Genomic DNA, 25,353 nt, shown 5'->3' on the forward strand with positions numbered 1-25,353 from the left:
AAGGATGGTTCGAATGAAGGGGTTATTCAGTGTAGGGCTGGTCTGGCTGTGGCTCTGGGCATCGCCGGCACAAGCGGCCAGACTGGCGATTGTGATTGATGATCTGGGTTATCAGCATATGCCTTCCCCGTTATCAGCACTCCCGCCGCAAATCAGTGTCTCCATCTTGCCCGAGACCCCTTATGACCAGCTGACCGCCCGTCAGGCCCGGCAGGAATTCAGAGACGTGCTGCTCCACATGCCGATGCAGCCGAGCAGGACTGCGCCGCTCGAAATGACCACCCTGACCGAGGCCATGAGCAAGGAAGAGCTTCAGAGCAAGCTCCGCTTTGCGCTGACACGCGTGCCGGGCGCGGTGGCGGTCAATAATCATATGGGCAGTGCCCTGACCCAGAATCCGACCGCTATGGGCTGGGTGATGGAAGTGCTCAAACAAGAGCATCTGGCCTTTCTCGACAGTCGCACCACCGCCAGATCCGTCGCGCAGTCGCAAGCTAAGGCGGCACACATTCCCGCCCTGCGCCGCCATGTTTTCCTGGATCATGTCCCGACCGAAACCTTCATCCGCCGCCAGCTGAAACGGGCCGTCTTGCAGGCGAAAAAACAAGGCACTGTGATCGCGATAGGCCACCCGCATCCAATCACACTGTCAACACTCACTGCCATGCTGCCCGAGATTCAGCAGCAGGTCACCCTGGTGCGTCTGTCTGAGCTGTTTCCCGCCGGCAGCTGACCAAAAAAAACGGTGTGCCGAGGCACACCGTTCCGTTTGTTTGCATCTGAGGGGGAAATCAGTCCCAGCTCAGAATGACTTTACCGGACTGGCCGGAGCGCATGACATCAAAGCCCTGCTGGAAGTCATCCACATTATAGTGGTGGGTAATGATTGGGCTCAGATCCAGGCCAGACTGAATCAGGCTCGCCATCTTGTACCAGGTTTCGAACATTTCACGGCCATAGATACCTTTGATCACCAGGCCTTTGAAAATCACCTGAGTCCAGTCGATACCCATGCTCGATGGCGGAATGCCCAGCATAGCCACCTTACCGCCGTGGTTCATGCTCGACAGCATGCTGTTAAACGCAGCAGGCACACCCGACATTTCCAGACCGACATCGAAGCCCTCTGTCATGCCCAGCTCTGCCATCACGCCTTCCAGCTTTTGCTCTGCCACGTTGACCGCACGGGTCACACCCATCTTGCGGGCCAGATCCAGCCGGTATTCGTTCACATCAGTAATCACGACATGACGGGCACCTACGTGCTTGGCAACCGCCGCCGCCATGATACCAATAGGGCCGGCACCTGTGATCAGCACATCTTCGCCTACCAGGTCGAAAGACAGCGCAGTGTGCACAGCATTGCCGAACGGGTCAAAAATCGACGCCAGATCGTCAGAAATGTTGTCCGGGATCTTGAATGCGTTGAACGCCGGAATCACCAGATACTCAGCAAAGGCCCCTTCACGGTTGACACCCACGCCGATAGTGTTACGGCACAGATGGGTGCGGCCGCCACGGCAGTTACGGCAGTGGCCGCAAGTGATATGGCCTTCGCCGGAAACACGGTCACCGATGTCAAAACCACGGACTTCCTGGCCAATCGCGACCACTTCACCCACGTATTCGTGACCCACCACCATAGGCACTGGAATCGTATTTTGTGACCACTCGTCCCAGTTATAGATATGGACGTCAGTGCCACAGATAGCGGTTTTCTTAATCTTAATCAGCAGATCGTTATGGCCCAGTTCAGGCTTGTCGACCTCTGTCATCCAGATGCCTTCTTCTGGCTTCAGTTTTGCTAATGCTTTAATTTTCATGATGCTTTCCACAAGTAGCCCAGAAGCGGTATCACACCGCTCCTGCAGAAAATTCAGTGATTATCAGATGATGCCCATCTCTTTACCAATGCGAATAAACACATCGATAGTATTATTCAGCTGCTCTGCGCTGTGCGCAGCAGACATCTGAGTACGGATACGCGCCTGGCCTTTCGGCACCACAGGGTAAGAGAAGCCCACCACGTAAATGCCTTCTTTCAGTGCACGCTCAGCAAACTCGGCGGCTACTTTAGCATCACCCAGCATGATTGGGATAATGGCATGATCGGCACCTGCCAGCGTGAAGCCGGCATCAGACATACGGGTGCGGAACTGCTCAGCATTTTTCCACAGCGTTGCACGCAGATCGCTGCTTTCTGCCAGCAGATCCAGCACGCGGATAGAGGCAGACACAATCGCCGGGGCCAGCGAGTTAGAGAACAGGTAAGGACGAGAACGCTGGCGCAGCCAGTCGATCACTTCTTTCTTACCTGCGGTATAACCGCCTGACGCTCCGCCCAGGGCTTTACCCAGCGTACCTGTGATGATATCGATACGATCAATCACATCATGATATTCATGAGTACCACGGCCATTGTCACCCATAAAGCCTACGGCGTGGGAATCATCGACCATTACCAGCGCATCATACTTGTCCGCCAGATCACAGATAGCCGGCAGGTTTGCTACCACGCCATCCATAGAGAAGACACCGTCGGTTACAACCAGCTTGTGGCGCACACCGGCTTCATTGGCAGCGATCAGCTGTTGCTCCAGCTCGGCCATGTCATTGTTGGCGTAGCGGAAGCGTTTTGCTTTACACAGACGTACACCGTCGATGATAGAAGCGTGGTTCAGCGCATCAGAAATAATGGCATCTTCAGGGCCGAGAATGGTCTCGAACAGACCTGCATTTGCATCAAAACACGAAGAGTAAAGGATAGTGTCTTCCATGCCTAAGAAGGCCGACAGCTTACTCTCCAGCTCTTTATGTGCGTCCTGCGTACCGCAGATAAAACGCACTGAAGCCATACCAAAACCGTGCTCATCCATGCCTTGTTTGGCAGCCTCAATCAACGCCGGGTGGTTAGCCAGACCCAGGTAGTTGTTGGCACAGAAATTCAATACCTGATCACCGCTGGCAATCGCAATATTGGCTTCCTGAGCAGAAGTGATTACACGCTCACTTTTGTATAATCCTTCTGCTTTCACTTCCTGAATCTGATCGGCGATCTGTTGATAAAAGGCAGCTGACATCTTGCTCTCCAAACATGTAAAGGCGTATTTGCCACTTTTAGCGAACAACCTACTATTAAATTAGCAATCATTCGCCACAATGTTACAAAGTTTGCCGGATTCTAAGAGCTAAACTCTACTCAGTCGACAACTATGAAACATCCCGCTCCACTTGATCACAATAATGTGATTCAAGTTGAAGAACGACATCCCGCCCCTCCATACTGGTCAGAGGTCTTATTACTGAAAGCATCTGCAGCACCCCCTGATAGATGACAGCTTTGGTAATTTTAGCCTCAGGTGCCTGCGCGGTCTGGTAACTGATCCAGCTGGTTGCCACCAGCTTGAGCGTGGTTGCCAGGCTAAGCAAATCATCATCGTTCAGGGTGACCAACCCTAAGGAACGAAAATGGCGCATCACCACCATGATATCCTGATGGAGGTTTTCCTGCGCTTCCAGATACTTATGCTGTAGCACAGGATCCCGGCTGAGAATGTCGGGCAGATTGGCGTAGAAGAAACGGTAACGCCACATCAGCATAAATACCGCATCGAGGTATTGCAGCAGGCTGTCAGCAGACAACACCGCCTCTTCCCGCGGCTGGAAGCGAACCCGCAAATCCTGAGCGTATTCATCAAAAATACTGTGTATAATCTCTTCTTTATTACGAAAATGGTAATACAGGTTGCCTGGGCTGATGCCCATATATGCCGCAATATGGTTGGTGGTGACGTTGGGTTCCCCTCCGTCATTAAACAACTCCAATGCAGCATGAATGATTTTATCGCGGGTTTTCATAAGCCTCTCACTTGCGTCGCCCTGGGCAGTCTCGGTTTGTTATCTTATGTGGGTCAAAATCAAGATCAACAAACCCTGATGATGTTATCATAACTACTGACTAAATTTTGACGCGGTGGTGCAGTTCTTCTGCTACGCTTCTGGCCTCTTACTACCGGGTCCATCTGACAAAACTGGAAGTGCCATGATTATAGTGACTGGTGGCGCCGGCATGATCGGCAGCAACATTGTAAAAGCGCTCAATGAACAAGGGTATAGCGACATTCTGGTCGTCGACAACCTCAAAGACGGTACCAAGTTCGCTAATCTGGTCGATTTGGATATCGCCGATTATATGGACAAAGAAGATTTCATCACCCAAATCATGGCGGGTGATGACTTTGGCCCGATTGAAGCCGTCTTCCACGAAGGCGCCTGCTCTGCTACCACAGAGTGGGACGGCAAATACATGATGCTCAATAATTACGAGTATTCCAAAGAGCTGCTGCACTTCTGCCTGGAGCGCGAGATCCCGTTCCTGTATGCCTCTTCCGCCGCGACCTACGGCGGCCGTGACCGTGATTTCATTGAAGAAAAAGCCTACGAAGGTGCGCTGAACGTTTACGGTTACTCCAAGCAGCTGTTTGACAACTATGTCCGCCGCCTGTGGCAAGACGCCGAAGCGCACGGTGAAACGCTGTCGCAAATCACCGGTTTCCGTTACTTCAACGTCTACGGCCCGCGTGAGCAGCACAAAGGCAGCATGGCATCAGTGGCTTTCCACCTGAATGAACAAATTGCAAAAGGCGAAATGCCGAAGTTATTCGAAGGGTCAGACACCTTTAAACGCGACTTCATTTATGTTGGCGATGTTTGCAAAGTGAATTTGTGGTTCTGGCAAAATGGCGTCTCTGGCATTTTCAACTGCGGCACTGGCCGGGCAGAAAGTTTTCAGGCCGTAGCAGATGCAGTCATCAAGCATCACGGTAAAGGTCAGGTAGAATCTGTCCCGTTTCCTGAGCACCTGAAAGGCCGCTATCAGGCCTATACTCAGGCAGATCTGACCAAAGTCCGTGCCGCGGGTTATAACGAAGCGTTTAAAACCGTTGCCGAAGGCGTCGCTGAGTATATGGCGATTCTGAACAACTAATACTAACAAACCTTTCAGCGACACCCTGATTCGCTCTGGGTGTCGCTGACTTGTATAAAAAGATTGATTTGATGACTATACCAACTTTCGTTGTCAGCTTAGCGCGGTCTTCTCATCGCCGTGAGCACATGCAAACGTTAATGGCTCAGGCTGAGGTTCCTTTCCAGTTTTTTGATGCCGTTGATGGCATTGACTCTGAACATTTCCTGCACAGTGAAAAGGCTACACCAGCGCTAACCTTCAAACGAAAAGGCTATCAATTGGTCACGGCTGAAGTTGCCTGTTTTGCCAGTCACTATGCCCTGTGGGAAAAGTGCCTTGAACTGGATACGCCAATATTGATCCTCGAAGACAATGTCAACGTGCTGGCTGACGACGTTCACTCCGTGCTGGCTGACATTCAGCCATACATTGAACAATACCATTACATTAAACTGTCAGCGCATCAGCCAAATACATTTAAAGCCCTGTTTGCTGTCTCAGATACCCACTCAATCGGTGTTTACCGAAAAGGCACCTGCGGTACCAGCGCTTACATCATTACACCGGTTGCCGCAAAAAGTTTCCTGGACAATGCCCAGCTGTTTATCGAGCCGGTCGACGACTATATGGAGAAGCCCTGGCGACACGGTATTCATGCCTACCATGTCTATCCGTCAGTGTTTGAACGCTCGCAAACTGCGACTACAATTGGCTCCACCCGCAAACAGAAACAATCTGTGGGATTCTCCCACAAACTGTACATCGAAGGTTTCAGAACCTATGAAACTATTATGAGAAAGCTGAAAAGCATAAAATAAAGAATAATCAGCCTTATCAATATGACCCACTATTTCAGAGCAATCAGTGATGCAATTTAACGCGCAAATAAAACGACTCATCAACTCTCGGGGCTTTTGTCTGGCGATGCTGTGCTGCATTGTGGGCTATGTGCTGTTCAAGCGCTCTTACCGCGAAATAGGCGATATCTTTCAGTCAGTCTTTTTGCTGGCGTCCGTGGCAGCCTTATTTGTCGACAGAAAACAGTTCGCCAAAGATAAAATGTTGTGGGCACTATTCTTTGCTATCGCTATTCAGATACTCAGCTGGGCCAATTCGCTGATAGACATACCTGAACTCGCCTATTCCAGCCCGCATATTGGTGTGTTAGCTGACCTGTTTGTCTTTATTTTTGTTGCCTATTGGCTGAAAGGATCACTCAACAATGTTTACCTGATCTGGTGGGCTATGTGCCTGGGAATTTTGCTGGCGTTTTACAGCCATTCCGACATTGTTCAGCAGGTGCAATGGGGGCTCCAGGGTGTTCGCATCGATTTCAATATCATCAATGCCCAGTATCCGGCCATGTACAGCGGAGTTGGCTTTCTGCTCTCCTCCTTCTTTCTGGTGAAGTACCTGTGCCTCAGCGTCCGGACCAGAAAGGCTCAATATATTGCTCTTTTCTTCTCTGCGCTGCTGCTGTTTATTGCCTTTGTTTTCGTAGTGATCACTACTCAGTCCCGTCAGGTTTGGGTCGGTTTGCTGGCAGCCTATGTTATAGGCACGGTTCTTTATGCCATATTGCATAAAGAAAAACTCAATAAGATCATTTTGGCCGGTTCATTGTCTCTGTTGGGATTTGCCTTCTACTCCTATGCCAGCATGCCTTTAGTCCATGACAGAGTGCAAAGAGAGATGGGCACCGCCACCAGCATAGTCACTAATGGTGACATGTCTAAAATACCGTTCAACAGTGCGGGTACGCGCCTGCATTTATGGTACGAATCCATCAAATGGATCAAAGAAAGACCACTGCTGGGCAGCGGCTACAACACCCGTGAGACGGTCATTAAACAGGCAACGCATTTTCCACCCAATATCCATAAGTATTTCACGCACCTGCACAGTTCGCACATCGAACTGCTGGTCTCCTACGGTATCGTGGGCCTGGCGTTAATGTATTTTGTCTTCGGATGGGTCATTCGAAGTACTCAAGTTGCCCCAGAGAAACGCGGTATCAACGAGGTTCTGCTGATTTCTGTACTGTTTACTGTTTACTGGCTGACAGTAAACCTGTTCGAGTCATTCTTCTTTTCCAATAATGGTCAGTGGATCCATAACGTGATGTTAGGCAGTTGTTATACCTTCTACCTCACGTATAAACTGAACCGTTTACCGCCTTCAGAACAAGCGAGCTCATGATTAAAAGAATCCACGCCATCTGGCTTGGCAATAAAATGCCACCATTAGCCTTCGTCTGTATTGATGACTGGAAAAAACAAGGTTTTGACTACACCCTGTGGACGGAAAACAATCCGCTGCTTCAGCAATGGATCAGCGAATGCCGGTTTGCAAAAGAGTGTTACGATAAGGGCCTGCTGGCCTTTGTCACTGATTATCTGCGATTGAAAATTCTCCAGCATGAGGGCGGACTGTATCTGGATGTGGATGTCACCATCCAGCAGGATCCTTTCCCGTTATTTGACAATTGCCTGTTTTCAGTAGGTTATGAAACGGAGGCACTGCTGGGCACCGCAGCTATCTATGCAGAGCCGCACTCGACGATTCTGAATCAACTCATTCAATTCTATGAGAATGACATTTATCAGTCCCCGCTGTATATGGGCCCTGACATCATGACTCACTTCCTGATCGAGAAAGCCCTCAGCAACACTGAAAGCAGCCAGCTTTACCCGGTAGCCTATTTTTATAACTATCAGGGTGAACCCATGCATTTTGAAAAACCCGCCAATGCTTATCTGACACACTGGTTTCAGCACAGCTGGAAAAAGTCGAAAGGACTGGTGTTTCTGAAATCCAAGCACATGGGACTACTGGGGAAATTCTACGTCTGGCAGAAGTATTTTTTCCGTACATAATCATGCCGCTCCTGTTTCCAACCGGTTGATTAGAGTTTACAGCTAAAAGAGAGAGCATCTTTTGACTACAGTCCGAACCCGCGTATCACAGGATGAACTGGCACCAGGCTATCGTCCGTCTTTCCAGTGGTCTTTTTTGCACCCCCGTCATTGGGGAACTTGGATCAGTATTCTGCTGTTAAGCCTGCTGGCACTGTTGCCCTGGAGAATCCGCGATCCAATCGCGGGCTTTCTGGGTTTGCACATAGGTCGGAAAGTCAAGAAAGCACGGCACCGTGCCAGAGTTAACCTGACACTGTGCTTTCCGGAACTGACCGATCAAGAACGGGAAGAGAAAATCGACGCCATGTTCACAGTCGCCGCCAAAGTGGTTTTGGCCATGGGCGAATTGTTGTTCAGAAGTCGCCGCCATCTCCAGCAGCGCACTGAAGTTTTCGGTCAGAAAAATATTGATAAAGAAGTTGAAGCAGGCAATCCTGTCATTATTTTAGTCCCTCACTGCTGGGCCATTGACTTTCCGGCTATCTACTGGGCATCACTGGGTCTGCCTGTCGCTGCTTTGATGCAGCCTCAACATCGCCAACCCGTTTTCGACTGGTTAATCAGTTGTCAGCGTCTGCAGTATGGGGGAATTTGTTATGCACGAGAAGGCGGATTAAAGCCTTATTTTCGTGCAATCAAGTCAGGTTTTCTCGGCTATTACCTGCCTGATGAGGACTTCGGGCCAGAGCAGAGCCAGTTTACTGATTTCTTTGCGACTCAAAAGGCGACATTTTCTGGTCTGGGTAAGATTGCCAAACTGACAGGCGCCTCCGTAGTACCTATGATCCCTGTATACAACACGACAAACGGTAAATTTGAGATTCATATCTCCCCGGCACTGAAACCACTTCCGGGGCCTGATGCGCAGCATGATGCCAATTTACTGGCAAACGCACTGGAAAAAATGGTCGCCCCCTACCCTGAGCAGTACATGTGGAATCTGCAATTGCTGAAAACACGCCCTGATGGCAGCAAACCCTACTGAAGTTAATGAGCAGCGTCATATGAAAATTCTTATTATCGGTCCATCCTGGGTTGGCGACATGGTGATGTCGCAATGTCTGTATACCAGTCTGAAACAGCGGTATCCGCAGGCTGAGATTGATGTGCAGGCACCGGCCTGGTGCCGGCCTATCCTGGAGCGCATGCCCGAGGTGCACCGCGCGCTTGAGATGCCAATCGGCCACGGTGAATTTAACCTCAAAGGTCGCTATCGGATTGGACGCTCTTTGCGTGAGCATTGCTATGATCAGGCGTATATCCTGCCTAATTCGGCGAAATCTGCGCTGATCCCGTTTTTTGCCCGCATTCCGGTCCGTACCGGCTGGAAAGGAGAAAGCCGCTACGGTCTGCTCACTGATCTGCGTGGCAACAAGCGTGATTTCGGCCTGATGATCGAGCGCTACTGCGCACTGGCTTATCCCAAAGCGAACATGACAGGCAGTGCGGCGCTGCCGCTACTGCCCAAGCCGGCACTGACGGTTGACAGCCACAATCAGGCCAGCGCAATGAAGCGCCTGGCGCTCAATAGCGATCGCCCTGTGATTGGCCTTTGCCCGGGGGCGGAATTTGGTCCGGCCAAACGCTGGCCTGACGCCTATTTTGCTCAGGTCGCGCAGAGAATGATTGAGCAGGGTAAACAGGTCTGGCTGTTCGGCTCGGCAAAAGATCAGCCTGTCACCGCCGCTATCAAACAAGCCCTTCCCGCTGAATTACAAGCTTTCTGCCACGATTTAGCCGGACAAACCAGCCTGATTGAAGCGGTTGATCTGCTCGCTGCCTGCCATACGGTTGTCAGTAACGATTCGGGGCTGATGCATGTCTCCGCGGCGGTTGGCTGTAGAGTAGTCGCTATTTACGGCTCGACCTCACCAGACTATACCCCGCCACTGGCAGAACAGGTCGCCATCGTATATACAGATATTGAGTGCCGTCCGTGCTTTAAACGTGAATGTCCCTACGGGCACCTTAAGTGCCTGAAAGACTTACCGGCAGATCGTGTCATTCAAGCCATTGACGACCTAACGACTCCCAAAACAGATTAATGATGACCTTGATACAACGACATAAAAATAACAAAGTCGCTTTTTACAGTCGTAACATACTGCGCTCTCTGACGCCCAAGCTAATCTACCATCGCAGGTTACAGTACCTGCTGAATACGCTGGACAGCTACGACAGGCAGTACATTGCCTCCAGGGTCAATTACTACCTCAAGCACAATGACGCATTCTCATTGCCCGACGATAAAGCCGTATCCATCAAGCGCTATCGCAAAAAAGGTCAGAGTGCCTATTATTACGATCTGAAAGAATACCTGCATTACTTTGATCGGCACTTCAAAGTGACCTACCGCTTTGGCGATGACACCCACCTGGAACCTTACCCGTTCCTGGTCAAAGCCAGACCTATTGCCGGTGACAATGCCAACGCCGTTTTATTTAAGCTCAATAAAGTCCGCCACTTTAATTTCATTGAAGATTCGCTGAGTTTTCGTGAAAAAACTGACAAGGCCGTCTGGCGCGGTGCCGCCTACCAGCCCCATCGTGCCAGCTTCGTCAGGCAATACTACAATCATCCCCTTTGTGATATCGGCCAGACCAACCCAGGCGACACACCGCAGCCGTGGGATAAAGGCTTCATGTCGATTGCTGAACAGCTCGGTTATAAATTTATTCTCTGTATCGAAGGCAACGATGTCGCCACTAACCTGAAGTGGGCCATGTCATCGAACTCTCTGTGTATGATGCCCAAACCTAAATACGAGACATGGTTTATGGAAGGAACACTCAAGGCTGGGGTCCATTATGTCGAGCTGAAGGATGACTTTTCTGATTTAGAAGAAAAGATTCACTACTACAATCAGCACCCTGAAGCGGCCGAGGCTATCATTGCCAATGCTCATGAGCACGTCCACCAGTTCTGTCATCCGCGGCAGGAGAAACTGATAGGTCTGCTGGTACTGAAGAAATATTTCGAACTGTCCGGCCAATGGCAACGGGAAGCGAATAAGTGATGCTGCGCTTTCTCTACACCTGCCTGCTCGCTGTAGCGGCTCCGATACTGCTGGTGTCACTCTATAAAAAGCGGCCGGGTGTCCCGCCTATTGGTCAGCGCTGGAAAGAGCATTTCGGGGTCAGTCCTCAGGTGCAGGGCCAGCGTCCACTTTGGATACATGCAGTGTCCGTCGGGGAAACCCTGGCTGTCACGCCGCTGATCAAAGCCCTGAAAGCCCAATATCCCGATTTACCGATACTGCTGACGACCACAACAGCCACGGGAGCAGAACAGGCCGCACGCCTCGGATCACTGGTTGAGCACCGCTATATGCCGCTCGATTTTCCCTGGGCACTGCGCCGCTTCATCCGAATACAGCAACCGCGGGCACTGTGCATCATGGAAACTGAGCTCTGGCCCAACACGCTGGCGGAAACAAAGCATGCCGGCCTGCCCGTCACTGTGTTCAACGCCCGCTTATCTGAGCGCTCCTGCCAGCGCTATGCCAGAGTACAACCTCTGTTTAACCTGCTTGCCTGTAACCTGGATCAGGTATTATGCCAGCATCAGGATGATGCCGAGCGCTTCATCCGCTTAGGCGTTTCGCCGGAAGCGGTACAGATTACCGGCTCTATCAAGTTTGACCTTGCTTTACCTGAAGGGCTGGAACAGGCCAGCGAAATACTGAGAGATGAGCTGGGCAACCAGCGTCCGGTGTGGATTGCCGCCAGCACCCACCAGGGCGAAGATGAGCAGGTACTTGAGGCGCACAGACAGATTTTACGCCGCCATCCTGACGCGCTGCTGATTCTGGTGCCAAGGCACCCCGAGCGATTCGACCCTGTCTACGCGCTGATTGATCAACAGGGTTTTACCGCCGCCCGCCGCACTCAGAGCAATGAGCCGCTGGCCGGTAAACAAGTCTATCTGGCCGACACTATGGGCGAAATGATGCTGCTGCTCGGCGCCTGCGATCTCGCGTTTGTCGGCGGCAGCCTGCTGGGCAACAAAGTCGGCGGTCACAACTTGCTTGAGCCTGCCGCACTGGCAAAACCTGTTCTGAGTGGCCCGAGCTATTACAACTTTACCGACATTACCACTCAGCTGTTAAACGCGGGTGGCGCAGAAATCGTCGGCAACAGCGAGGAATTAGCGCGCGCCGTGTCACGCCTGTTGGCGGATAAAGCAGAACAAGCCAAGACAGGCCAGGCCGCCCTTGACGTGGTAAAAACCAATCAAGGTGCCATAGCGCGCACCTTGCATGCACTCTCTGCCAGCCTTAATTAATCGGCAGGCGATCGGCGGTAACCTGACAACAGTTGCTGCCAGTCGCTTTCCTGCCAGTGAATACCGGCTTTATCGACTTCTTTGACAAAAGAGCGGCGCAGCCGGGACAAGTTGTCCTCCTGCCAGCCATCATCGTCACGATGAATACTGCATTTATCAAAATCGATCAGCCAGATCTGCTCTTGATTATCCAGCAAAATATTGTGCGCATTCAGGTCAGTGTGATTAACCCGGCAATCGTGCATACGGCGAATCATGTCGCCCACCGCCTGCCATTGCCCGGCTGACAAGGCGCCCTGCTGCAAACGAGCCACCAGGTCAGTCGCCTGCGGTACTTTTTCTGTCAGCAGATCAGCCCGATAGTAAGGCCCGGATTTACACACCCTTGCCGCGACGGGTCTCGGCACTCTGACGCCCTGCTCCACCAGATGCTGCAACAGGGTAAATTCAGCCATGCTGCGGCAAGTTGACCAGGTGTTAAACCAATACTGATCTTTCACCAGCTTACCGAACAGCCCGCCACGGAAGTAATGCCGCAATGCCATATCGATCTGTTCGCCGCGCACAAACCAGGTGGTTCCCCGCCCTTTGGCACTGCCCAGCACAGCCTGCTGACGCTGCCAGAAATCCGGCTCAAAGCACTGCCAGGGATCTTCTGCCAGCAAAGCAGGGTCAAACATGACCTGGCAGTTATCTTGCTCCCGTATTTCCATTGCGCGGTATCCCAAACTACTGAAAAGATCTATTTTATACAGGTTTGTCCGTGCCCGTCATGGGATAGACAGAATCTTTGCACAGTGTTCGCGCAATCACGCTGATTCCGGCATGCTATATGTATATAATTCCCAACACACAATCACATCTATTCCGTTGAAAGCAGGTGTCATGACATTATTCCACTCCGCTCCCCAGTCTTTGTGCATCCTGCGCCTGTCGGCGATTGGTGATGTCTGCAACAGTATTGCCATGGCACAGGCTATCCAGCGGCAATGGCCTCAAACGCGCCTGACCTGGATCTGCGGTAAAGCAGAGGCACGGCTGCTGAAAGATTTACCGGGCATCAGGGTGATCATCTTCGATAAAAAGCAGGGCTGGCAGGGTTACAAAGCTGTCTGGCAGGCACTCAAAGGTGAACGTTTTGATGCGCTTTTGCATATGCAAACCGCCATTCGTGCCAGTATCGTCAGTCTCGGTATCAACGCCAGATACAAGCTGGGATTTGATGCCGCCCGCAGCAGCGATCTTCAGCAGCTGTTCACCAATGTGAAAGTCCCGTCACCGGATTCCCCCCATGTACTGGATGGCTTCATGCAGTTTGCCGCCACTCTGGGCGTTACCGATCTGACACCTAAGTGGGATATCCCTTTATCTGAAGATGACCACCGTTGGGCCGATCAGCAAATCCATCAGGACGCAACATTGGTCATCACACCCGCAGCCAGTAAAGGCTATAAAAACTGGACGCCGGAAGGGTATGCCGAATTAGCCCGCCATGCCCGCCAGCAGGGCTATGAGATCATTCTGGCCGGCAGCCCGGCAAAGATTGAGATTGATCTGGGCAATGCCATTGAAGAAAATCTGAATTTTCCGATCACCAACCTGATTGGCCAGAGCAGCCTGAAACAACTGCTGGCCCTGCTACAGAAAGCAGCACTGGTGTGCGCGCCGGATACCGGCCCGGCCCACATGGCGGTGGCTGTCGGTACCCCGGTGCTGGGATTGTATGCCCACCATAACCCCAAACGTACCGGCCCTTACCTGTCACGGCAGTATGTAGTGAGTGTATACGATGAATGCATTGCGGCCGAAACAGGTAAAGCCCCTGAGTTGCTGCCCTGGCGCAGCCGGGTCAAAGATGACGCAGCGATGAAACGTATCACGGCAGAGCGCGTCATCGCTATGTTCGACAAAATTACCTCTGAACTGTGATCGTATGCATTTCAGACGAAATGAAAGCGATAGATTGATCCCTGAATCAGGGCCGGGGTTTTACATTCCCCACCCCGGTCGGCATAATCGTTCGCATATCACTGCTTTGACAGTCACTACTCATCTACCTGAAAACTGGACACCTAATGGCGCCTAACACCTCCAACACCACTTTGGGTGTGCTGATGATCATCAAGAACGAAGCCAAGCATCTGGCTGCCTGCCTGGAGACGGTGAAAGACTGGGTCGACGAAATTGTAATTATTGACTCCGGCAGTACGGATGATTCGGAAAACATTGCCCGTCGTTACACAGATAAATTCTTCCGCTATGACGACTGGCCCGGCTTTGGCCCGCAGCGCCAGCGCGCCCAGCAGCATGCAACCACAGATTGGGTACTGGTGCTGGATGCCGATGAGAGGGTCACCCCTGAGCTGAAAGCGGCAATACAGTCTGCGGTCAGCAGCAACCCGACCGGTGTTGCCTTTAAGATAAACCGCCTGAGCGACGCCTTTGGCAAAACCATCCACCATTCGGGCTGGTCGCCGGATTGGGTGATCCGCCTGTACCGCCGCGACGAAACCCGCTACAACGATGCCCTGGTGCATGAAAAAGTGCTGACGGATGGCCTGACTGTCCGCCCGCTAGAAGGCCGGTTACTGCATTTTACCTATGACAATCTGCACCATTACATAGGCAAGACCACCCAATACCTCAAAGCCTGGACGGATGAACGCGAAGGCCGGAAAAAAGCCGGACTGGGTACCGCTTTGCTGCATGCCCTTGCCAGTTTTCTGAAAATGTACATTCTTAAGCTCGGTTTTCTGGATGGTCGCCATGGTTTTATTCTGGCGTGGCTCAGCATGCACTCGACCTTCGTAAAATATATTGATCTCTGGCTACGGGATTATCAAAAAGAGAGAAATCAATGAAAGTCGCTCTCATTATTACGACTTACAACTGGAAAGAAGCCTTACAGGCCGTATTGGACAGCGTGAAGCGCCAATCTGAGTTACCTGATGAAGTGATCATCGCCGATGATGGCTCCCGAGCAGATACCGCTGAACTGATTCAGTCCTACCAAGCGCAGTTCCCCTGCCCTCTGATACATTCCTGGCAACCCGATGACGGCTTCCAGCTCGCCATGAGCCGTAACCGTGCCATGGCTAAATCGCAGGCGGACTATATCATTATGATTGATGGCGACATTGTTATGTCTCCGGATTTTATGCGTTCTCATAAGCAGGCGGCAAAACTCGGTTATTTCGTTCAGGGTGGGCGCGTGCTGGCTAACAATGATATCAGCCAGCAGATCATGCATCAGCAGGTAGTACCCAATCTGTTCTCTCCCGGCATTAAAAACCGCCACAACTGCATCAGCAGTGCCTGGCTCAGCAAATTGTGCTCGTATGAGCGCAATAATGATGCCTCAACGCGTGGCTGTAACATGGCATTCTGGCGAGCCGATCTGATCGAGGTCAACGGCTTTAATGAAGACTTTGTCGGCTGGGGCCGTGAAGACAGTGAATTTGTTCACCGCATGCTAAATAGCGGTAAAAAAAGGCTGTATCTCAAATTTGCCGGCGTAGGCTACCACCTCTACCATGATGAGAGTTCAAGATCATCGTTAGCCAAGAACGATGAGATACTGGAAAATACCGTCCGTCAGAAACTGACACGTTGCGAAAATGGTATTGATAAATTTCTGGATGAAAAATCATGACAACCCGAGTCATTTACCCCGGCACTTTTGACCCTATCACTAACGGCCATCAGGATCTGATTGAGCGCGCTGCCGCCATGTTCGATCAGGTGGTCGTCGGTATCGCTTTCAGCCCGAGCAAAAAGCCGTTATTCGACCTGCAGGAGCGAGTGAATCTCGCCCAAGCCATCACCAGTCATCTCACTAATGTTGAAGTGGTGGGGTTTTCCGGTCTGCTGGTCGATTTTGCCCGTGAGCAGCAGGCTACAATTCTGGTTCGTGGCCTGCGTGCGGTGTCAGACTTTGAATATGAGTTCCAGCTGGCGAATATGAACCGCCGCCTGATGCCGGAACTGGAAACGGTTTTCCTGACACCGGCCGAGGAAAATTCTTTTATCTCGTCCACCATAGTCAAAGAAGTGGCGCTGCACAAAGGACAGGTGGATCAGTTCGTTCACCCGACTGTGGCACAGGCACTGAAAGCCAAACTGGCTAAATAACACTCAAACCGAACACTCAGAACTGACGGCTCGCCACTTAGCGCGTCGTCATGTTTTCCTTCCCCTGATGGCCGTAATACCCCAGATACCAGTCCACAAATTGCTGCACCCCCTGTTCAATACCCACCTGTGGCCTGAATCCTGTCGCCTCAAATAAATCGTCGGTGTTGGCAAAGGTGGCATAAACGTCGCCCGGCTGCATCGGCAGGAAGTCTTTGCTGGCCTCTCTGCCCAGTGCCTTTTCCAGCGCGGCAATAAAGTCCATCAGCTTAACCGGCTGACCATGGCCGATGTTATACACACGGTACGGCGCGGAACTACTGGCCGCAGAGCCCTGTTCGGCGCTCCAGTCAGGCTGGCGGGCAGGAATCACATCCTGAATTCTGACCACGCCTTCAGCGATATCATCAATGTAGGTGAAATCGCGCTGCATATCGCCGTGGTTATATACCTCGATCGGCTGCCCGGCCATGATCGCTTCGGCAAAACGAAATAATGCCATGTCAGGTCTGCCCCACGGCCCGTACACAGTAAAAAAGCGCAAGCCCGTGGTAGGCAGACCATAGAGGTGAGAATAGGTGTGTGCCATCAATTCATTGGCTTTTTTGGTGGCGGCATACAGGGATACCGGATGATCGACGCTGTCAGAGGTCGAGAAAGGCTGCTTGCGATTAAGGCCATACACAGAGCTGGAAGAAGCATACACCAGATGCTCAACCTGATGACGGCGACAGCCTTCCAGAATCGTCAGGTGGCCGATCAGATTACTGTCAGCGTAGGTCATAGGGTTGTCCAGCGAATAGCGAACCCCGGCCTGCGCGGCCAGATGGATAACTCTCTCAAATCTGTGGGTGAGAAACAAACGGGCAATGGCTTCCCTGTCTGCGATATCGCAATCCAGCACCAAAAGCGCCGGATGGGCAATATGCCTGACTCTGGCCTGTTTCAGCTTCACATCGTAGTAGCTGTTGAAATTATCAATGCCCACCACTTCATGGCCCATATGGCACAAACGCTGAGCCACTGCACTGCCAATGAAACCGGCCACTCCTGTTACCAAAATGCGCATGCACACCCCCGAAGAAGGCGTGTTGCTGCCCTCCTTCTCTTCCCTAAAGACAGATATGAGGGCCTATCTCTCTGACAAACTTATTATCGTTGGCACTCACTACAATAGACTGTAGCACGCTGGCCGATTTTGACCTCATTCAGGATATGTCCACAGTTCGGACAGGGTTTCCCCGCCTTTCCATAGACTTGCAACTCTTGTGCAAAATAGCCCGGCTTACCGTCACTTTGTTTGAAATCTTTCAGTGTTGTACCGCCCTGAGCAATCGCCTTACTCAGCACCCGCTTGATTTCATCGACCAGAGCAGCCAGTCGCTCAGCCGTCAGTTGCCCTGCCGGAGTCTGCGGATGAATACGCGCCGCAAACAGGGACTCATTAGCATAGATGTTACCGACACCCACTACTACCTGGTTATCCATGATGAACTGTTTAATGACGGTGCGCTTGCCCTGGGCTTTTTTCGCCAGATAGCCGGCATCGAAGTCCTCAGCCAAAGGCTCTGGCCCGAGCTTACTCAGCACAGGATGTTCGCTGTCACGCTCCTGCCACAGCCAGGCACCAAACCGGCGGGGGTCGTTATAACGCAGCACTTCACCACTGGCGAGCAGCACATCAACATGATCGTGTTTAACCGGTGGCACTTCGGCGGGCAAGATACGTAAGCTGCCTGACATCCCCAGATGAATAATGGCAAAACCGGCATCCGTTTCCAGTAACAAGTATTTGGCTCTGCGCGTCACACCACGAATGATCTGCCCCTGTAATAACTGTAATTCAGCAGGGATAGGCCAACGCAGGCTGGCATTGCGAACCGTCACACTGATGACGGTCTGGCCCACCACATGAGGCGTGATCCCCATGCGGCTGACTTCAACTTCAGGTAATTCAGGCATCTTCTCTCTGGTTAATCTTAGCTGTTGGTGAGTGCAGGATATCAGATTTCAGGGAACAGGTAGCTGGCCTCGACGGTAATCGCCAGCCATTCTCCCTGCCAGTTTTGCAATAACCAGAACTGGGGAAGCTGATACACAGTCAGGCGGTAAGGCTCTTCATGATTTTCCAGCCACACTTCCACGCTACGCGGCGATGCCAGCTTATCGTTCAGCTGGGCAAAGGTTTCTGAGTCAATTTTAGTACCGGCGACATCCTGCCAGTTTGCCACTATGGCCGACGGATCACCGGCTATGACGGGCTCAGATTGCCAGTCTTGGAGATGACGGCTGAAAATAACACTGGGCAGCACCAGCTTTTCAATGCTGCTGTCAGCAGGGAGTAAGCGTACTAATCCGACGGACTCTTGCTCGACCGGGGTGGCCTGCATCAGCCGCTGCTGAATCAATTCAGGCAGCTGAATCATAGCTAAAAACAGCAATACCCCAATGATGATGATGTTGTTCCATCCCTTGCGCGACAGTTTCATCGTCTCTCCAGCAGTAAGTATGAATGAGTGATCATAATCCGCTTCCTGACCGACAGCCATAAAAAAACCCAGCCTTGGCTGGGTTTTTATCAAAAAGCAGAATAAACCAATTACTTGATTTTTGCTTCTTTGTACAAAACGTGCTGGCGAACAACTGGATCAAATTTCTTGATCTCAAATTTGCCTGGCATGTTACGTTTGTTTTTGTCGGTAGTGTAGAAGTGTCCTGTGCCGGCAGATGATACCAGACGGATCTTCTCACGAATGCCTTTAGCCATTCTTCAAATCCTCTTAAACGTTCTCGCCGCGAACACGCATTTCAGACAGAACGGTATCAATACCTTTCTTATCAATGATACGCATGCCTTTCGCAGAAAGACGTAGTTTAACGAAGCGTTTTTCGCTTTCTACCCAGAAACGATGAGTTTGCAGGTTCGGCAGAAAACGACGCTTGGTGGCATTACGTGCGTGTGAACGGTTGTTACCCGTTACAGGACGTTTACCAGTTACTTGGCATACTCGGGACATTACTGTCTTCTCCAAATCGTTTCAGCTCGATATCAACCGCGATTAACCGAACGCAAAAAGCATTCCACCTAACCGAAGCTATCAAAGGTCGCGCATTATACTAAGTCAAAACCAGTTGCTCAAGTCCCGAGCAGATCCTTTCTCGTCTTTTTGATCAATTTCGGCCTAGTTTGACATCAAGCTGAGCAATAATCAGCTTGATAGTTACAGCCATCCTCTTTCAGCAAAAGAAACCACTTCCCCGTCTCCGACGACAAAATGATCGAGGATCCGAATATCTACCAAGGCCAGCGCATCGCTGATCCTCTGAGTAATTCGCCGATCGGCCTGACTTGGCTCCGCCACGCCTGAGGGGTGATTATGCGCTAAAATCAATGCCGCTGCATTAAGTTCCAGTGATCTTTTTACCACCTCTCTCGGATAAACACTGGCGGCATCAATCGTTCCTTCAAACATCACCTCACCGCTAATCACCCTGTGCTGGTTATCCAGAAACAACACATAAAATGCCTCACGATGGCGATCACGCAGCATCCGGCTCAAATATTGCCGCGTGTATTCAGGACTGCTGAGAGCCTCACCTTTCGCCAGTTTCTCTGATAAATAACGCAGGCTCATCTCCAGCACCGCCTGCAGCTGGACATATTTAGCCGGCCCCAGCCCTTTGTGCTGGCAAAAGGTTTTGCAGTCAGCCGCCAGTAACGCACGCAGAGAACCGAACTCATCCAGCAGCTGGCCGGCCAGCTCAATCACATTCACGCCCGGCAGACCCGTGCGTAGAAAAATGGCCAGCAGCTCTGCATCCGACAGCGCATTGGCCCCACGCTGCAGCAATTTCTCCCTGGGACGCGATTCCGCAGGCAAATGTTTCAATACCATGGCGCTTCAACCCTTTCACTGTGTCTGCGCCAAAGAAACGCACATGTTGCTCCCGAGACAAAACCCGGTACTTGAAAATGCGGCGCCAGGCGCAGCTCTGGTGTCTTGTTACAATGTTCCGGCCTTGCCGTGTCGAGCGATAGCTCGGTCTCTGCCCTCCATCACAGCCTGACGGCATTTTTCTCACGACTAAAGCGATGAAACCTCATCACTTTGGTGATATCTTGTTGCCAGTTTTTTCACGACACAGGCAAGCGAATGAAAACTCTGGCAGGAAAGAAAATACTTCTGGGGATCAGCGGCGGCATCGCAGCATACAAGTGTGCAGAGCTGACACGGCGTCTGATTGAACGAGGCGCAGAGGTTCGCGTCGTCATGACCCCGGCCGCCAAGGAATTCATTACCCCGCTTACCATGCAGGCCGTTTCCGGTCACCCGGTGGCCGACAGCCTGCTCGACCCCGCCGCCGAAGCCTCCATGGGCCATATTGAACTGGCAAAATGGGCCGATTTAGTGCTGCTGGCACCCGCCTCCGCCGATCTGATTGCCCGGCTTCGTGCCGGTATGGGCAACGACCTGCTGACGACTTTATGTCTGGCCACCAGCGCGCCGATTGCTGTCGCGCCCGCCATGAACCAGCAAATGTATCGTCAGCCTGCCACCCAGGATAACTTGTCTGTACTGGCAAGCTGGGGACATAGAATCTGGGGCCCAGCCAGCGGCGAGCAAGCCTGTGGCGATGTCGGCCCGGGTCGGATGCTGGAACCTATGGCACTGGTAAGTGAGATAGAAAACGCATGCCAGCCACAAGACCTGGCCGGTGTCCGTATCGCCATTACTGCCGGCCCGACCAGAGAAGCCCTGGATCCGGTACGCTACCTTTCCAACCACAGCTCAGGCAAAATGGGCTTCGCCATCGCGCAGGCTGCAGCACAACGCGGTGCCAGCGTCACGCTGATCAGTGGCCCGGTCAACCTTGCCACCCCGGCCGGCGTTAACCGTATCAATGTGGAAAGTGCTGCAGACATGCACCAGGCCGCCACTGAGCAGGCAAAGGCGCATGATATTTTTATTGGCTGCGCGGCAGTGGCCGATTTCCGCCCGGCGGAAATCGCGTCACAAAAAATGAAAAAGCAGCAAGGACAAGACGAGCTGGCACTGAAACTGGTGAAAAATCCGGATATTATCGCCAGCGTCGCTGCTCTGACTGACCAACGTCCGTTTACGGTAGGCTTTGCTGCCGAAACACAAGACGTCGCGCGCTATGCGCAGGACAAGCTGCAGCGTAAAAACCTCGACCTGATTTGTGCCAATGATGTCGCGCAGCAGGGACAAGGATTTAACAGTGATACCAATGCCCTCCACCTGTATTGGAAGAACGGTGACAAGGCACTGCCCCTGACAGACAAAACATCACTGGGGCGACAATTAATTACTGAGATCATCGACCGCTACAAAGCACAAGACTAAGCCTATTTCGTTGAACTCTCAGCGAAACAGGCAAAATACTCAGCGGTTCATTCATTTTTGGCAGCCAGCTCTCAAGCTTACACTCTGGCTGTCGATACAGATAACACTGCCTGATCCAGACACTTTCCATGCCCTGTGCGCATGGCTAAGATAGTCAGGCTTTTTCTGTCCGGACACAGTCTTATATCGAAAAGGAACGGTTATTCATGGCTGGCAATAAAAAAAACAACCGCCGCGAAGAAATCTTACAAGCGCTGGCTGAAATGCTGGAATCCAACCAGGGGAGTCAGCGCATTACTACCGCTAAACTGGCTGCCCAGGTGGGCGTTTCCGAAGCGGCACTGTATCGCCACTTTCCCAGCAAAGCCCGTATGTTTGAAGGCTTGATCGAATTTATTGAAGACTCGATCACTACACGTATTAACCGTATCCTGGATGACGAAAAAGACACCATGACCCGCCTGCGTATGGTGCTGCAGTTATTGCTGGTCTTTGCCGAGCGCAATCCCGGGCTCACCCGCATCATGACAGGCCATGCCCTGATGTTTGAGCAAGACAGGTTACAGTCGCGTATCAACCAGCTGTTCGAGCGCATTGAAACCCAGCTGCGTCAGATCCTCCGTGAGCGCAAACTGCGCGAAGGCCGTGGTTTCCCCATTGATGAAAACCTGTTATCCGCCCAGCTGCTGGGCCAGGTAGAAGGCAGTTATAACCGCTTTGTGCGCTCCAGCTTCCGTCACAAGCCGAATGACAATTTCGATGCTTACTGGGAACTGCTGACCGGTCAACTGAGCTAACCTTTTCATTTCACCCCTCTCTTGTATCGGGCTCAGCACACAGCTGCATTAAGAACACAGAAAAAAGGGTTGGCACATTGCCAACCCTTTTTCATTGCACGCTCTGCCCTGCAACAAGCAGAATCAGATACCATACTGAGCGCGATACGCTTTCACCGCTTCCAGGTGCGCGTCCATGCCATCCTGCTCTTCCAGATAGCTCACCACATCGCCCAGCGAGACAATAGAGATCACTGCACAACCGAAGTCGCGCTCCACCTCCTGAATCGCAGAGAGTTCGCCTTTGCCTTTTTCCTGACGGTCAATCGCCACCAGCACACCGGCCAGAGCTGCTCCATTGGCCTGGATGATTTCCATCGACTCGCGGATTGCCGTGCCAGCCGTAATCACATCATCAACTAGCATAATGCGGCCTTCCAGCGGGCTGCCCACCAGATTGCCGCCTTCACCGTGGTTTTTGGCTTCTTTGCGGTTAAAGCAGTAAGGCGTGTCCACATCATGGTGATCGGCCAGTGCGACCGCAGTCGTAGTGGCGATCGGAATGCCTTTGTAAGCAGGACCAAACAGTACATCAAATTCAATGCCGGAATCTGCCAGTGCCGCGGCATAAAAGCGGCCCAGACGCGCCAGATCGCGACCGGTATTAAACAGGCCGGCATTAAAGAAATACGGGCTCTGACGGCCAGACTTCAGGGTGAACTCACCAAACTTCAATACGCCTTTTTCCAAAGCAAATTCGATGAACTGACGCTGATATGCTTTCATTGTTTCTCCTCGAGCGATTGGTCGCATGCTTCAGCCAGACACGGGCGCTGGCCGGTCAATCCCCCACAGCCTTCGCTTGCTGCAGGCAAAAAAAAGCGGCTCCGACAGGAACCGCTCCAAAAATATTAACTTTCCAGCGACGCCTGCTGGATAGTGATGATCTCGGCAATGCCGTCTTTGGCTAACGACAGCATCTCCATTAATTCTTCCGTACTGAAGGCTTCCCCTTCCGCCGTGCCCTGAATCTCAATAATCTTGCCATCACGGTTCATAATGACATTCATATCGGTTTCAGCATTCGAATCTTCGGCGTAATCCAGATCGCACACTGGCGTGCCCTGGTAGATGCCCACGGACACGGCTGCGATAGTGGTTTTCAGCGGGTTCTTCTTCAACTGGCCTTTTTCCATCATCAGATTGATCGCATCTGTCAGTGCCACCATGGCCCCTGTGATAGACGCGGTGCGCGTGCCGCCGTCGGCCTGAATCACATCACAGTCGACCGTGATCATCTGCTCACCCAGCACTTCCAGATCCACCGCCGCGCGCAGGCTGCGGGCAATAAGACGCTGAATTTCCAGTGTCCGGCCGCCCTGCTTACCGTTAGCCGCCTCGCGACGGTTACGGGAATGGGTCGCGCGTGGCAGCATGCCGTATTCCGCCGTCACCCAGCCCTGGCCTTTGCCTTTCAGCCAGCGCGGCACGTTTTCTTCAACACTGGCAGTACATATGACCTTGGTATCGCCAAACTCAACCAATACCGACCCTTCGGCATGGGCGGTGAAATGACGGGTGATAGTAATAGTACGAACTTGACTGGCACTTCTTCCACTTGGACGCATCGGGTTTCACCTTGGCTGATATTGAGTGCTGAAAACAAAGCCGCTGTGCGGCCGGCAGACATTAACCGGCGATTATAGCCAGATCTGCGTCGCAGTGCACGCCTGGCAGCAAGCTCCCACCTAGGATAGATTTCCATTATTCGTACCGGCGCGTATAATCAAGCCATCATTTCTTAAGGGCCGATAGCCAATGATTCACAGTATGACCGCCTATGCCCGTCGCGAAGTAAAAGGCGACTGGGGCAGCGCCGTTTGGGAAATCCGCTCGGTAAACCAACGATACCTGGAAACTTACCTGCGTCTGCCAGAACAGTTCCGCAGCCTGGAACCTGTCCTGCGCGAGCGCTTCCGCCAACGTCTGGCCCGGGGCAAAGTCGAGTGCAGCCTGCGCTTTGAAGCCAATCCGGCTTCCAGCAGCGAACTGCGTATCAACGAGCAGCTGGCCAAGCAGGTGATCAAGGCAGCAAGCTGGGTAAAAGAAGCCGCAGGTGAAGGCAATATCGGTCCGTTTCAGGTGCTGAACTGGCCCGGCGTGATGGAAACGCCTGAGCAGGACATGGACACCATCAACCAAGAGCTGCTGACGGCATTTGACGGCGCGGTGGACGACTTCCTGGCGGCACGCGCCAGCGAAGGCGCCAATATGAAAGATCTGATTGACCAGCGCCTGGCCGCTATCTCAGAAGAAGCCGGCAAGGTGCGCGCCCTGATGCCTGAAGTCATGCAATGGCAGCGCGATCGCATTCTCAATCGCCTGGAAGAAGCCAAAGTTGAGCTGGATGCCAACCGCATCGAGCAGGAACTGATTATGCTGGCGCAAAAAAGCGATGTCGCCGAAGAGCTGGATCGCCTGGATTCCCACGTCAAAGAAACCCACAAAATCCTGAAAAAAGGCGGCGCCTGTGGCCGACGCCTGGACTTCATGATGCAGGAATTTAACCGCGAATCGAACACCCTAGCCTCCAAATCTATCAACACAGAGATCACCGCCTCAGCCGTCGAGCTCAAAGTGCTGATTGAGCAGATGCGCGAGCAAATTCAAAACATAGAATAACTTTTTCACCCAGCCCAGCACGTCTCAGAAGCCCTGTATCCCCTTGTGAAGAGCATTGTAAATACAGGGCTTTTTTATTTTTCCCGTCCAAGTCGGTTTGCAGTTGTCCGTTGCCAGTTGCTGATTAAGTGATGGGCAAAATGGTAGGTAGTTTCCATTTAATGTCCCTTGCGGCGCCAGAGAGTTTTCAGCCTGTTTCATAAGAAATAAGAGACGGCATTGACCCG

General features: G+C 52.1%; 28 protein-coding genes. 16 read left to right on the forward strand and 12 right to left on the reverse strand.

Annotated elements, in window-relative coordinates:
- Nucleotides 1–13 precede the first annotated feature (13 nt).
- Nucleotides 14–733, forward strand: a complete 720-nt coding sequence (locus tag L6J37_RS09745) for a divergent polysaccharide deacetylase family protein (protein ID WP_237794911.1) — start codon at nt 14–16, stop codon at nt 731–733.
- Between the two features lie 58 nt (nt 734–791).
- Here the strand turns inward: L6J37_RS09745 and tdh are convergent, their stop codons facing one another.
- The 3 genes from tdh to L6J37_RS09760 form a co-directional block, all read right to left on the reverse strand.
- A complete protein-coding gene (gene tdh / locus L6J37_RS09750) occupies nt 792–1,823 on the reverse strand; it encodes an L-threonine 3-dehydrogenase (protein WP_237794913.1) in 1,032 nt (343 codons plus the stop codon).
- A 63-nt stretch (nt 1,824–1,886) separates the two neighbouring features.
- Nucleotides 1,887–3,080, reverse strand: coding sequence for a glycine C-acetyltransferase (locus L6J37_RS09755; protein WP_237794914.1), 1,194 nt, complete (start codon nt 3,078–3,080; stop codon nt 1,887–1,889).
- Nucleotides 3,081–3,210: 130 nt separating this feature from the next.
- A complete protein-coding gene (locus tag L6J37_RS09760) occupies nt 3,211–3,858 on the reverse strand; it encodes a TetR/AcrR family transcriptional regulator (protein ID WP_192015984.1) in 648 nt (215 codons plus the stop codon).
- 184 nt (nt 3,859–4,042) lie between these two features.
- Here L6J37_RS09760 and rfaD point away from each other — a divergent pair, with 184 nt between their 5' ends.
- The 8 genes from rfaD (at nt 4,043) to waaA (ending at nt 12,171) form a co-directional block, all read left to right on the forward strand.
- Complete coding sequence (gene rfaD / locus L6J37_RS09765; protein WP_192015985.1) at nt 4,043–4,987, forward strand: ADP-glyceromanno-heptose 6-epimerase; 945 nt, start codon at nt 4,043–4,045, stop codon at nt 4,985–4,987.
- A gap of 71 nt (nt 4,988–5,058) precedes the next feature.
- Complete coding sequence (locus tag L6J37_RS09770) at nt 5,059–5,787, forward strand: glycosyltransferase family 25 protein (protein ID WP_225445186.1); 729 nt, start codon at nt 5,059–5,061, stop codon at nt 5,785–5,787.
- Between the two features lie 49 nt (nt 5,788–5,836).
- Complete coding sequence (locus L6J37_RS09775) at nt 5,837–7,168, forward strand: O-antigen ligase family protein (RefSeq protein WP_237794969.1); 1,332 nt, start codon at nt 5,837–5,839, stop codon at nt 7,166–7,168.
- Nucleotides 7,165–7,845 (forward strand): glycosyltransferase family 32 protein, encoded by a 681-nt coding sequence (locus L6J37_RS09780; protein ID WP_237794916.1) that lies wholly within the window; start codon nt 7,165–7,167, stop codon nt 7,843–7,845. Before L6J37_RS09775 ends, L6J37_RS09780 begins: the two co-directional genes overlap by 4 nt.
- Before the next feature lie 61 nt (nt 7,846–7,906).
- Nucleotides 7,907–8,872 carry a lauroyl-Kdo(2)-lipid IV(A) myristoyltransferase gene (gene lpxM, locus L6J37_RS09785; RefSeq protein ID WP_237794917.1) on the forward strand — a complete coding sequence of 322 codons (966 nt, stop codon included), beginning with the start codon at nt 7,907–7,909 and terminating at the stop codon, nt 8,870–8,872.
- A 19-nt stretch (nt 8,873–8,891) separates the two neighbouring features.
- Nucleotides 8,892–9,932 (forward strand): lipopolysaccharide heptosyltransferase II, encoded by a 1,041-nt coding sequence (gene waaF, locus L6J37_RS09790; RefSeq protein ID WP_237794918.1) that lies wholly within the window; start codon nt 8,892–8,894, stop codon nt 9,930–9,932.
- A complete protein-coding gene (locus tag L6J37_RS09795) occupies nt 9,932–10,903 on the forward strand; it encodes a glycosyltransferase family 90 protein (RefSeq protein ID WP_237794919.1) in 972 nt (323 codons plus the stop codon). The genes waaF and L6J37_RS09795 overlap by 1 nt, the downstream gene beginning before the upstream one ends.
- Nucleotides 10,900–12,171, forward strand: a complete 1,272-nt coding sequence (gene waaA, locus L6J37_RS09800) for a lipid IV(A) 3-deoxy-D-manno-octulosonic acid transferase (protein ID WP_237794920.1) — start codon at nt 10,900–10,902, stop codon at nt 12,169–12,171. Before L6J37_RS09795 ends, waaA begins: the two co-directional genes overlap by 4 nt.
- On the opposite strand, the gene L6J37_RS09805 is transcribed toward waaA, so the two are convergent.
- Nucleotides 12,168–12,884, reverse strand: a complete 717-nt coding sequence (locus L6J37_RS09805) for a 3-deoxy-D-manno-octulosonic acid kinase (RefSeq protein ID WP_192015990.1) — start codon at nt 12,882–12,884, stop codon at nt 12,168–12,170. The genes waaA and L6J37_RS09805 overlap by 4 nt on opposite strands.
- 172 nt (nt 12,885–13,056) lie before the next feature.
- Between L6J37_RS09805 and L6J37_RS09810 the strand changes: the two genes are divergently transcribed.
- The 4 genes from L6J37_RS09810 to coaD all read left to right on the forward strand — a co-directional run bounded on the left by L6J37_RS09810 (nt 13,057) and on the right by coaD (nt 16,302).
- A complete protein-coding gene (locus L6J37_RS09810; RefSeq protein ID WP_192015991.1) occupies nt 13,057–14,100 on the forward strand; it encodes a glycosyltransferase family 9 protein in 1,044 nt (347 codons plus the stop codon).
- A gap of 146 nt (nt 14,101–14,246) precedes the next feature.
- Nucleotides 14,247–15,032, forward strand: coding sequence for a glycosyltransferase family 2 protein (locus L6J37_RS09815; RefSeq protein WP_237794921.1), 786 nt, complete (start codon nt 14,247–14,249; stop codon nt 15,030–15,032).
- Nucleotides 15,029–15,823, forward strand: coding sequence for a glycosyltransferase family 2 protein (locus tag L6J37_RS09820; RefSeq protein WP_237794923.1), 795 nt, complete (start codon nt 15,029–15,031; stop codon nt 15,821–15,823). Before L6J37_RS09815 ends, L6J37_RS09820 begins: the two co-directional genes overlap by 4 nt.
- The gene (gene coaD, locus L6J37_RS09825) at nt 15,820–16,302 is read left to right on the forward strand and encodes a pantetheine-phosphate adenylyltransferase (protein WP_192015994.1); all 483 of its coding nucleotides are present in this window, start codon (nt 15,820–15,822) and stop codon (nt 16,300–16,302) included. The genes L6J37_RS09820 and coaD overlap by 4 nt, the downstream gene beginning before the upstream one ends.
- Before the next feature lie 37 nt (nt 16,303–16,339).
- On the opposite strand, the gene L6J37_RS09830 is transcribed toward coaD, so the two are convergent.
- The 6 genes from L6J37_RS09830 to radC form a co-directional block, all read right to left on the reverse strand.
- On the reverse strand, nt 16,340–17,371 hold the full coding sequence (locus L6J37_RS09830; protein WP_237794924.1) for an NAD-dependent epimerase: 1,032 nt from the start codon (nt 17,369–17,371) through the stop codon (nt 16,340–16,342).
- Between the two features lie 83 nt (nt 17,372–17,454).
- Nucleotides 17,455–18,264 (reverse strand): bifunctional DNA-formamidopyrimidine glycosylase/DNA-(apurinic or apyrimidinic site) lyase, encoded by an 810-nt coding sequence (gene mutM / locus L6J37_RS09835; protein ID WP_192015996.1) that lies wholly within the window; start codon nt 18,262–18,264, stop codon nt 17,455–17,457.
- A 41-nt stretch (nt 18,265–18,305) separates the two neighbouring features.
- The gene (locus tag L6J37_RS09840) at nt 18,306–18,791 is read right to left on the reverse strand and encodes a hypothetical protein (protein WP_192015997.1); all 486 of its coding nucleotides are present in this window, start codon (nt 18,789–18,791) and stop codon (nt 18,306–18,308) included.
- Nucleotides 18,792–18,901: 110 nt separating this feature from the next.
- Nucleotides 18,902–19,069, reverse strand: coding sequence for a 50S ribosomal protein L33 (gene rpmG / locus L6J37_RS09845; RefSeq protein WP_005371942.1), 168 nt, complete (start codon nt 19,067–19,069; stop codon nt 18,902–18,904).
- Nucleotides 19,070–19,082: 13 nt separating this feature from the next.
- On the reverse strand, nt 19,083–19,319 hold the full coding sequence (gene rpmB, locus L6J37_RS09850; RefSeq protein ID WP_192015998.1) for a 50S ribosomal protein L28: 237 nt from the start codon (nt 19,317–19,319) through the stop codon (nt 19,083–19,085).
- A 204-nt stretch (nt 19,320–19,523) separates the two neighbouring features.
- On the reverse strand, nt 19,524–20,198 hold the full coding sequence (gene radC, locus L6J37_RS09855) for a RadC family protein (RefSeq protein WP_192015999.1): 675 nt from the start codon (nt 20,196–20,198) through the stop codon (nt 19,524–19,526).
- Nucleotides 20,199–20,456: 258 nt separating this feature from the next.
- On the opposite strand from radC, the gene coaBC reads away from it, so the two are divergent.
- Nucleotides 20,457–21,668 (forward strand): bifunctional phosphopantothenoylcysteine decarboxylase/phosphopantothenate--cysteine ligase CoaBC, encoded by a 1,212-nt coding sequence (coaBC, locus tag L6J37_RS09860; RefSeq protein WP_237794926.1) that lies wholly within the window; start codon nt 20,457–20,459, stop codon nt 21,666–21,668.
- Nucleotides 21,669–21,874: 206 nt separating this feature from the next.
- Complete coding sequence (gene slmA, locus L6J37_RS09865) at nt 21,875–22,465, forward strand: nucleoid occlusion factor SlmA (protein WP_027250562.1); 591 nt, start codon at nt 21,875–21,877, stop codon at nt 22,463–22,465.
- A gap of 123 nt (nt 22,466–22,588) precedes the next feature.
- Here slmA and pyrE read toward each other — a convergent pair whose 3' ends face one another.
- Nucleotides 22,589–23,230, reverse strand: a complete 642-nt coding sequence (gene pyrE / locus L6J37_RS09870) for an orotate phosphoribosyltransferase (protein WP_237794928.1) — start codon at nt 23,228–23,230, stop codon at nt 22,589–22,591.
- Nucleotides 23,231–23,355: 125 nt separating this feature from the next.
- Nucleotides 23,356–24,072: a ribonuclease PH gene (gene rph, locus L6J37_RS09875; RefSeq protein WP_237794930.1), complete on the reverse strand. Its 717-nt coding sequence runs from the start codon at nt 24,070–24,072 to the stop codon at nt 23,356–23,358.
- Between the two features lie 190 nt (nt 24,073–24,262).
- On the opposite strand from rph, the gene L6J37_RS09880 reads away from it, so the two are divergent.
- Nucleotides 24,263–25,126: a YicC/YloC family endoribonuclease gene (locus L6J37_RS09880; RefSeq protein ID WP_192016003.1), complete on the forward strand. Its 864-nt coding sequence runs from the start codon at nt 24,263–24,265 to the stop codon at nt 25,124–25,126.
- Nucleotides 25,127–25,353: the final 227 nt, after the last annotated feature.

Origin of the sequence: Photobacterium sp. WH77 (genome assembly GCF_022014395.1) — a bacterium.
GTDB lineage: Bacteria > Pseudomonadota > Gammaproteobacteria > Enterobacterales > Vibrionaceae > Photobacterium > Photobacterium arenosum.

Bases quoted from the DNA above. Each gene is read 5' to 3' on its own strand.
- L6J37_RS09755 (WP_237794914.1), bottom strand. From the start codon at position 3,080: ATGTCAGCTGCCTTTTATCAACAGATCGCCGATCAGATTCAGGAAGTG.
- L6J37_RS09770 (WP_225445186.1), top strand. From the start codon at position 5,059: ATGACTATACCAACTTTCGTTGTCAGCTTAGCGCGGTCTTCTCATCGC.
- rpmG (WP_005371942.1), bottom strand. From the start codon at position 19,069: ATGGCTAAAGGCATTCGTGAGAAGATCCGTCTGGTATCATCTGCCGGC.
- coaD (WP_192015994.1), top strand. From the start codon at position 15,820: ATGACAACCCGAGTCATTTACCCCGGCACTTTTGACCCTATCACTAAC.
- L6J37_RS09830 (WP_237794924.1), bottom strand. From the start codon at position 17,371: ATGCGCATTTTGGTAACAGGAGTGGCCGGTTTCATTGGCAGTGCAGTG.
- slmA (WP_027250562.1), top strand. From the start codon at position 21,875: ATGGCTGGCAATAAAAAAAACAACCGCCGCGAAGAAATCTTACAAGCG.
- L6J37_RS09795 (WP_237794919.1), top strand. From the start codon at position 9,932: ATGATGACCTTGATACAACGACATAAAAATAACAAAGTCGCTTTTTAC.
- L6J37_RS09780 (WP_237794916.1), top strand. From the start codon at position 7,165: ATGATTAAAAGAATCCACGCCATCTGGCTTGGCAATAAAATGCCACCA.
- rph (WP_237794930.1), bottom strand. From the start codon at position 24,072: ATGCGTCCAAGTGGAAGAAGTGCCAGTCAAGTTCGTACTATTACTATC.
- coaBC (WP_237794926.1), top strand. From the start codon at position 20,457: ATGAAAACTCTGGCAGGAAAGAAAATACTTCTGGGGATCAGCGGCGGC.
- L6J37_RS09880 (WP_192016003.1), top strand. From the start codon at position 24,263: ATGATTCACAGTATGACCGCCTATGCCCGTCGCGAAGTAAAAGGCGAC.
- pyrE (WP_237794928.1), bottom strand. From the start codon at position 23,230: ATGAAAGCATATCAGCGTCAGTTCATCGAATTTGCTTTGGAAAAAGGC.
- L6J37_RS09760 (WP_192015984.1), bottom strand. From the start codon at position 3,858: ATGAAAACCCGCGATAAAATCATTCATGCTGCATTGGAGTTGTTTAAT.
- waaF (WP_237794918.1), top strand. From the start codon at position 8,892: ATGAAAATTCTTATTATCGGTCCATCCTGGGTTGGCGACATGGTGATG.
- L6J37_RS09745 (WP_237794911.1), top strand. From the start codon at position 14: ATGAAGGGGTTATTCAGTGTAGGGCTGGTCTGGCTGTGGCTCTGGGCA.
- tdh (WP_237794913.1), bottom strand. From the start codon at position 1,823: ATGAAAATTAAAGCATTAGCAAAACTGAAGCCAGAAGAAGGCATCTGG.
- L6J37_RS09840 (WP_192015997.1), bottom strand. From the start codon at position 18,791: ATGAAACTGTCGCGCAAGGGATGGAACAACATCATCATCATTGGGGTA.
- L6J37_RS09820 (WP_237794923.1), top strand. From the start codon at position 15,029: ATGAAAGTCGCTCTCATTATTACGACTTACAACTGGAAAGAAGCCTTA.
- L6J37_RS09775 (WP_237794969.1), top strand. From the start codon at position 5,837: ATGCAATTTAACGCGCAAATAAAACGACTCATCAACTCTCGGGGCTTT.
- rfaD (WP_192015985.1), top strand. From the start codon at position 4,043: ATGATTATAGTGACTGGTGGCGCCGGCATGATCGGCAGCAACATTGTA.
- L6J37_RS09805 (WP_192015990.1), bottom strand. From the start codon at position 12,884: ATGGAAATACGGGAGCAAGATAACTGCCAGGTCATGTTTGACCCTGCT.
- L6J37_RS09810 (WP_192015991.1), top strand. From the start codon at position 13,057: ATGACATTATTCCACTCCGCTCCCCAGTCTTTGTGCATCCTGCGCCTG.
- rpmB (WP_192015998.1), bottom strand. From the start codon at position 19,319: ATGTCCCGAGTATGCCAAGTAACTGGTAAACGTCCTGTAACGGGTAAC.
- radC (WP_192015999.1), bottom strand. From the start codon at position 20,198: ATGGTATTGAAACATTTGCCTGCGGAATCGCGTCCCAGGGAGAAATTG.
- L6J37_RS09815 (WP_237794921.1), top strand. From the start codon at position 14,247: ATGGCGCCTAACACCTCCAACACCACTTTGGGTGTGCTGATGATCATC.
- mutM (WP_192015996.1), bottom strand. From the start codon at position 18,264: ATGCCTGAATTACCTGAAGTTGAAGTCAGCCGCATGGGGATCACGCCT.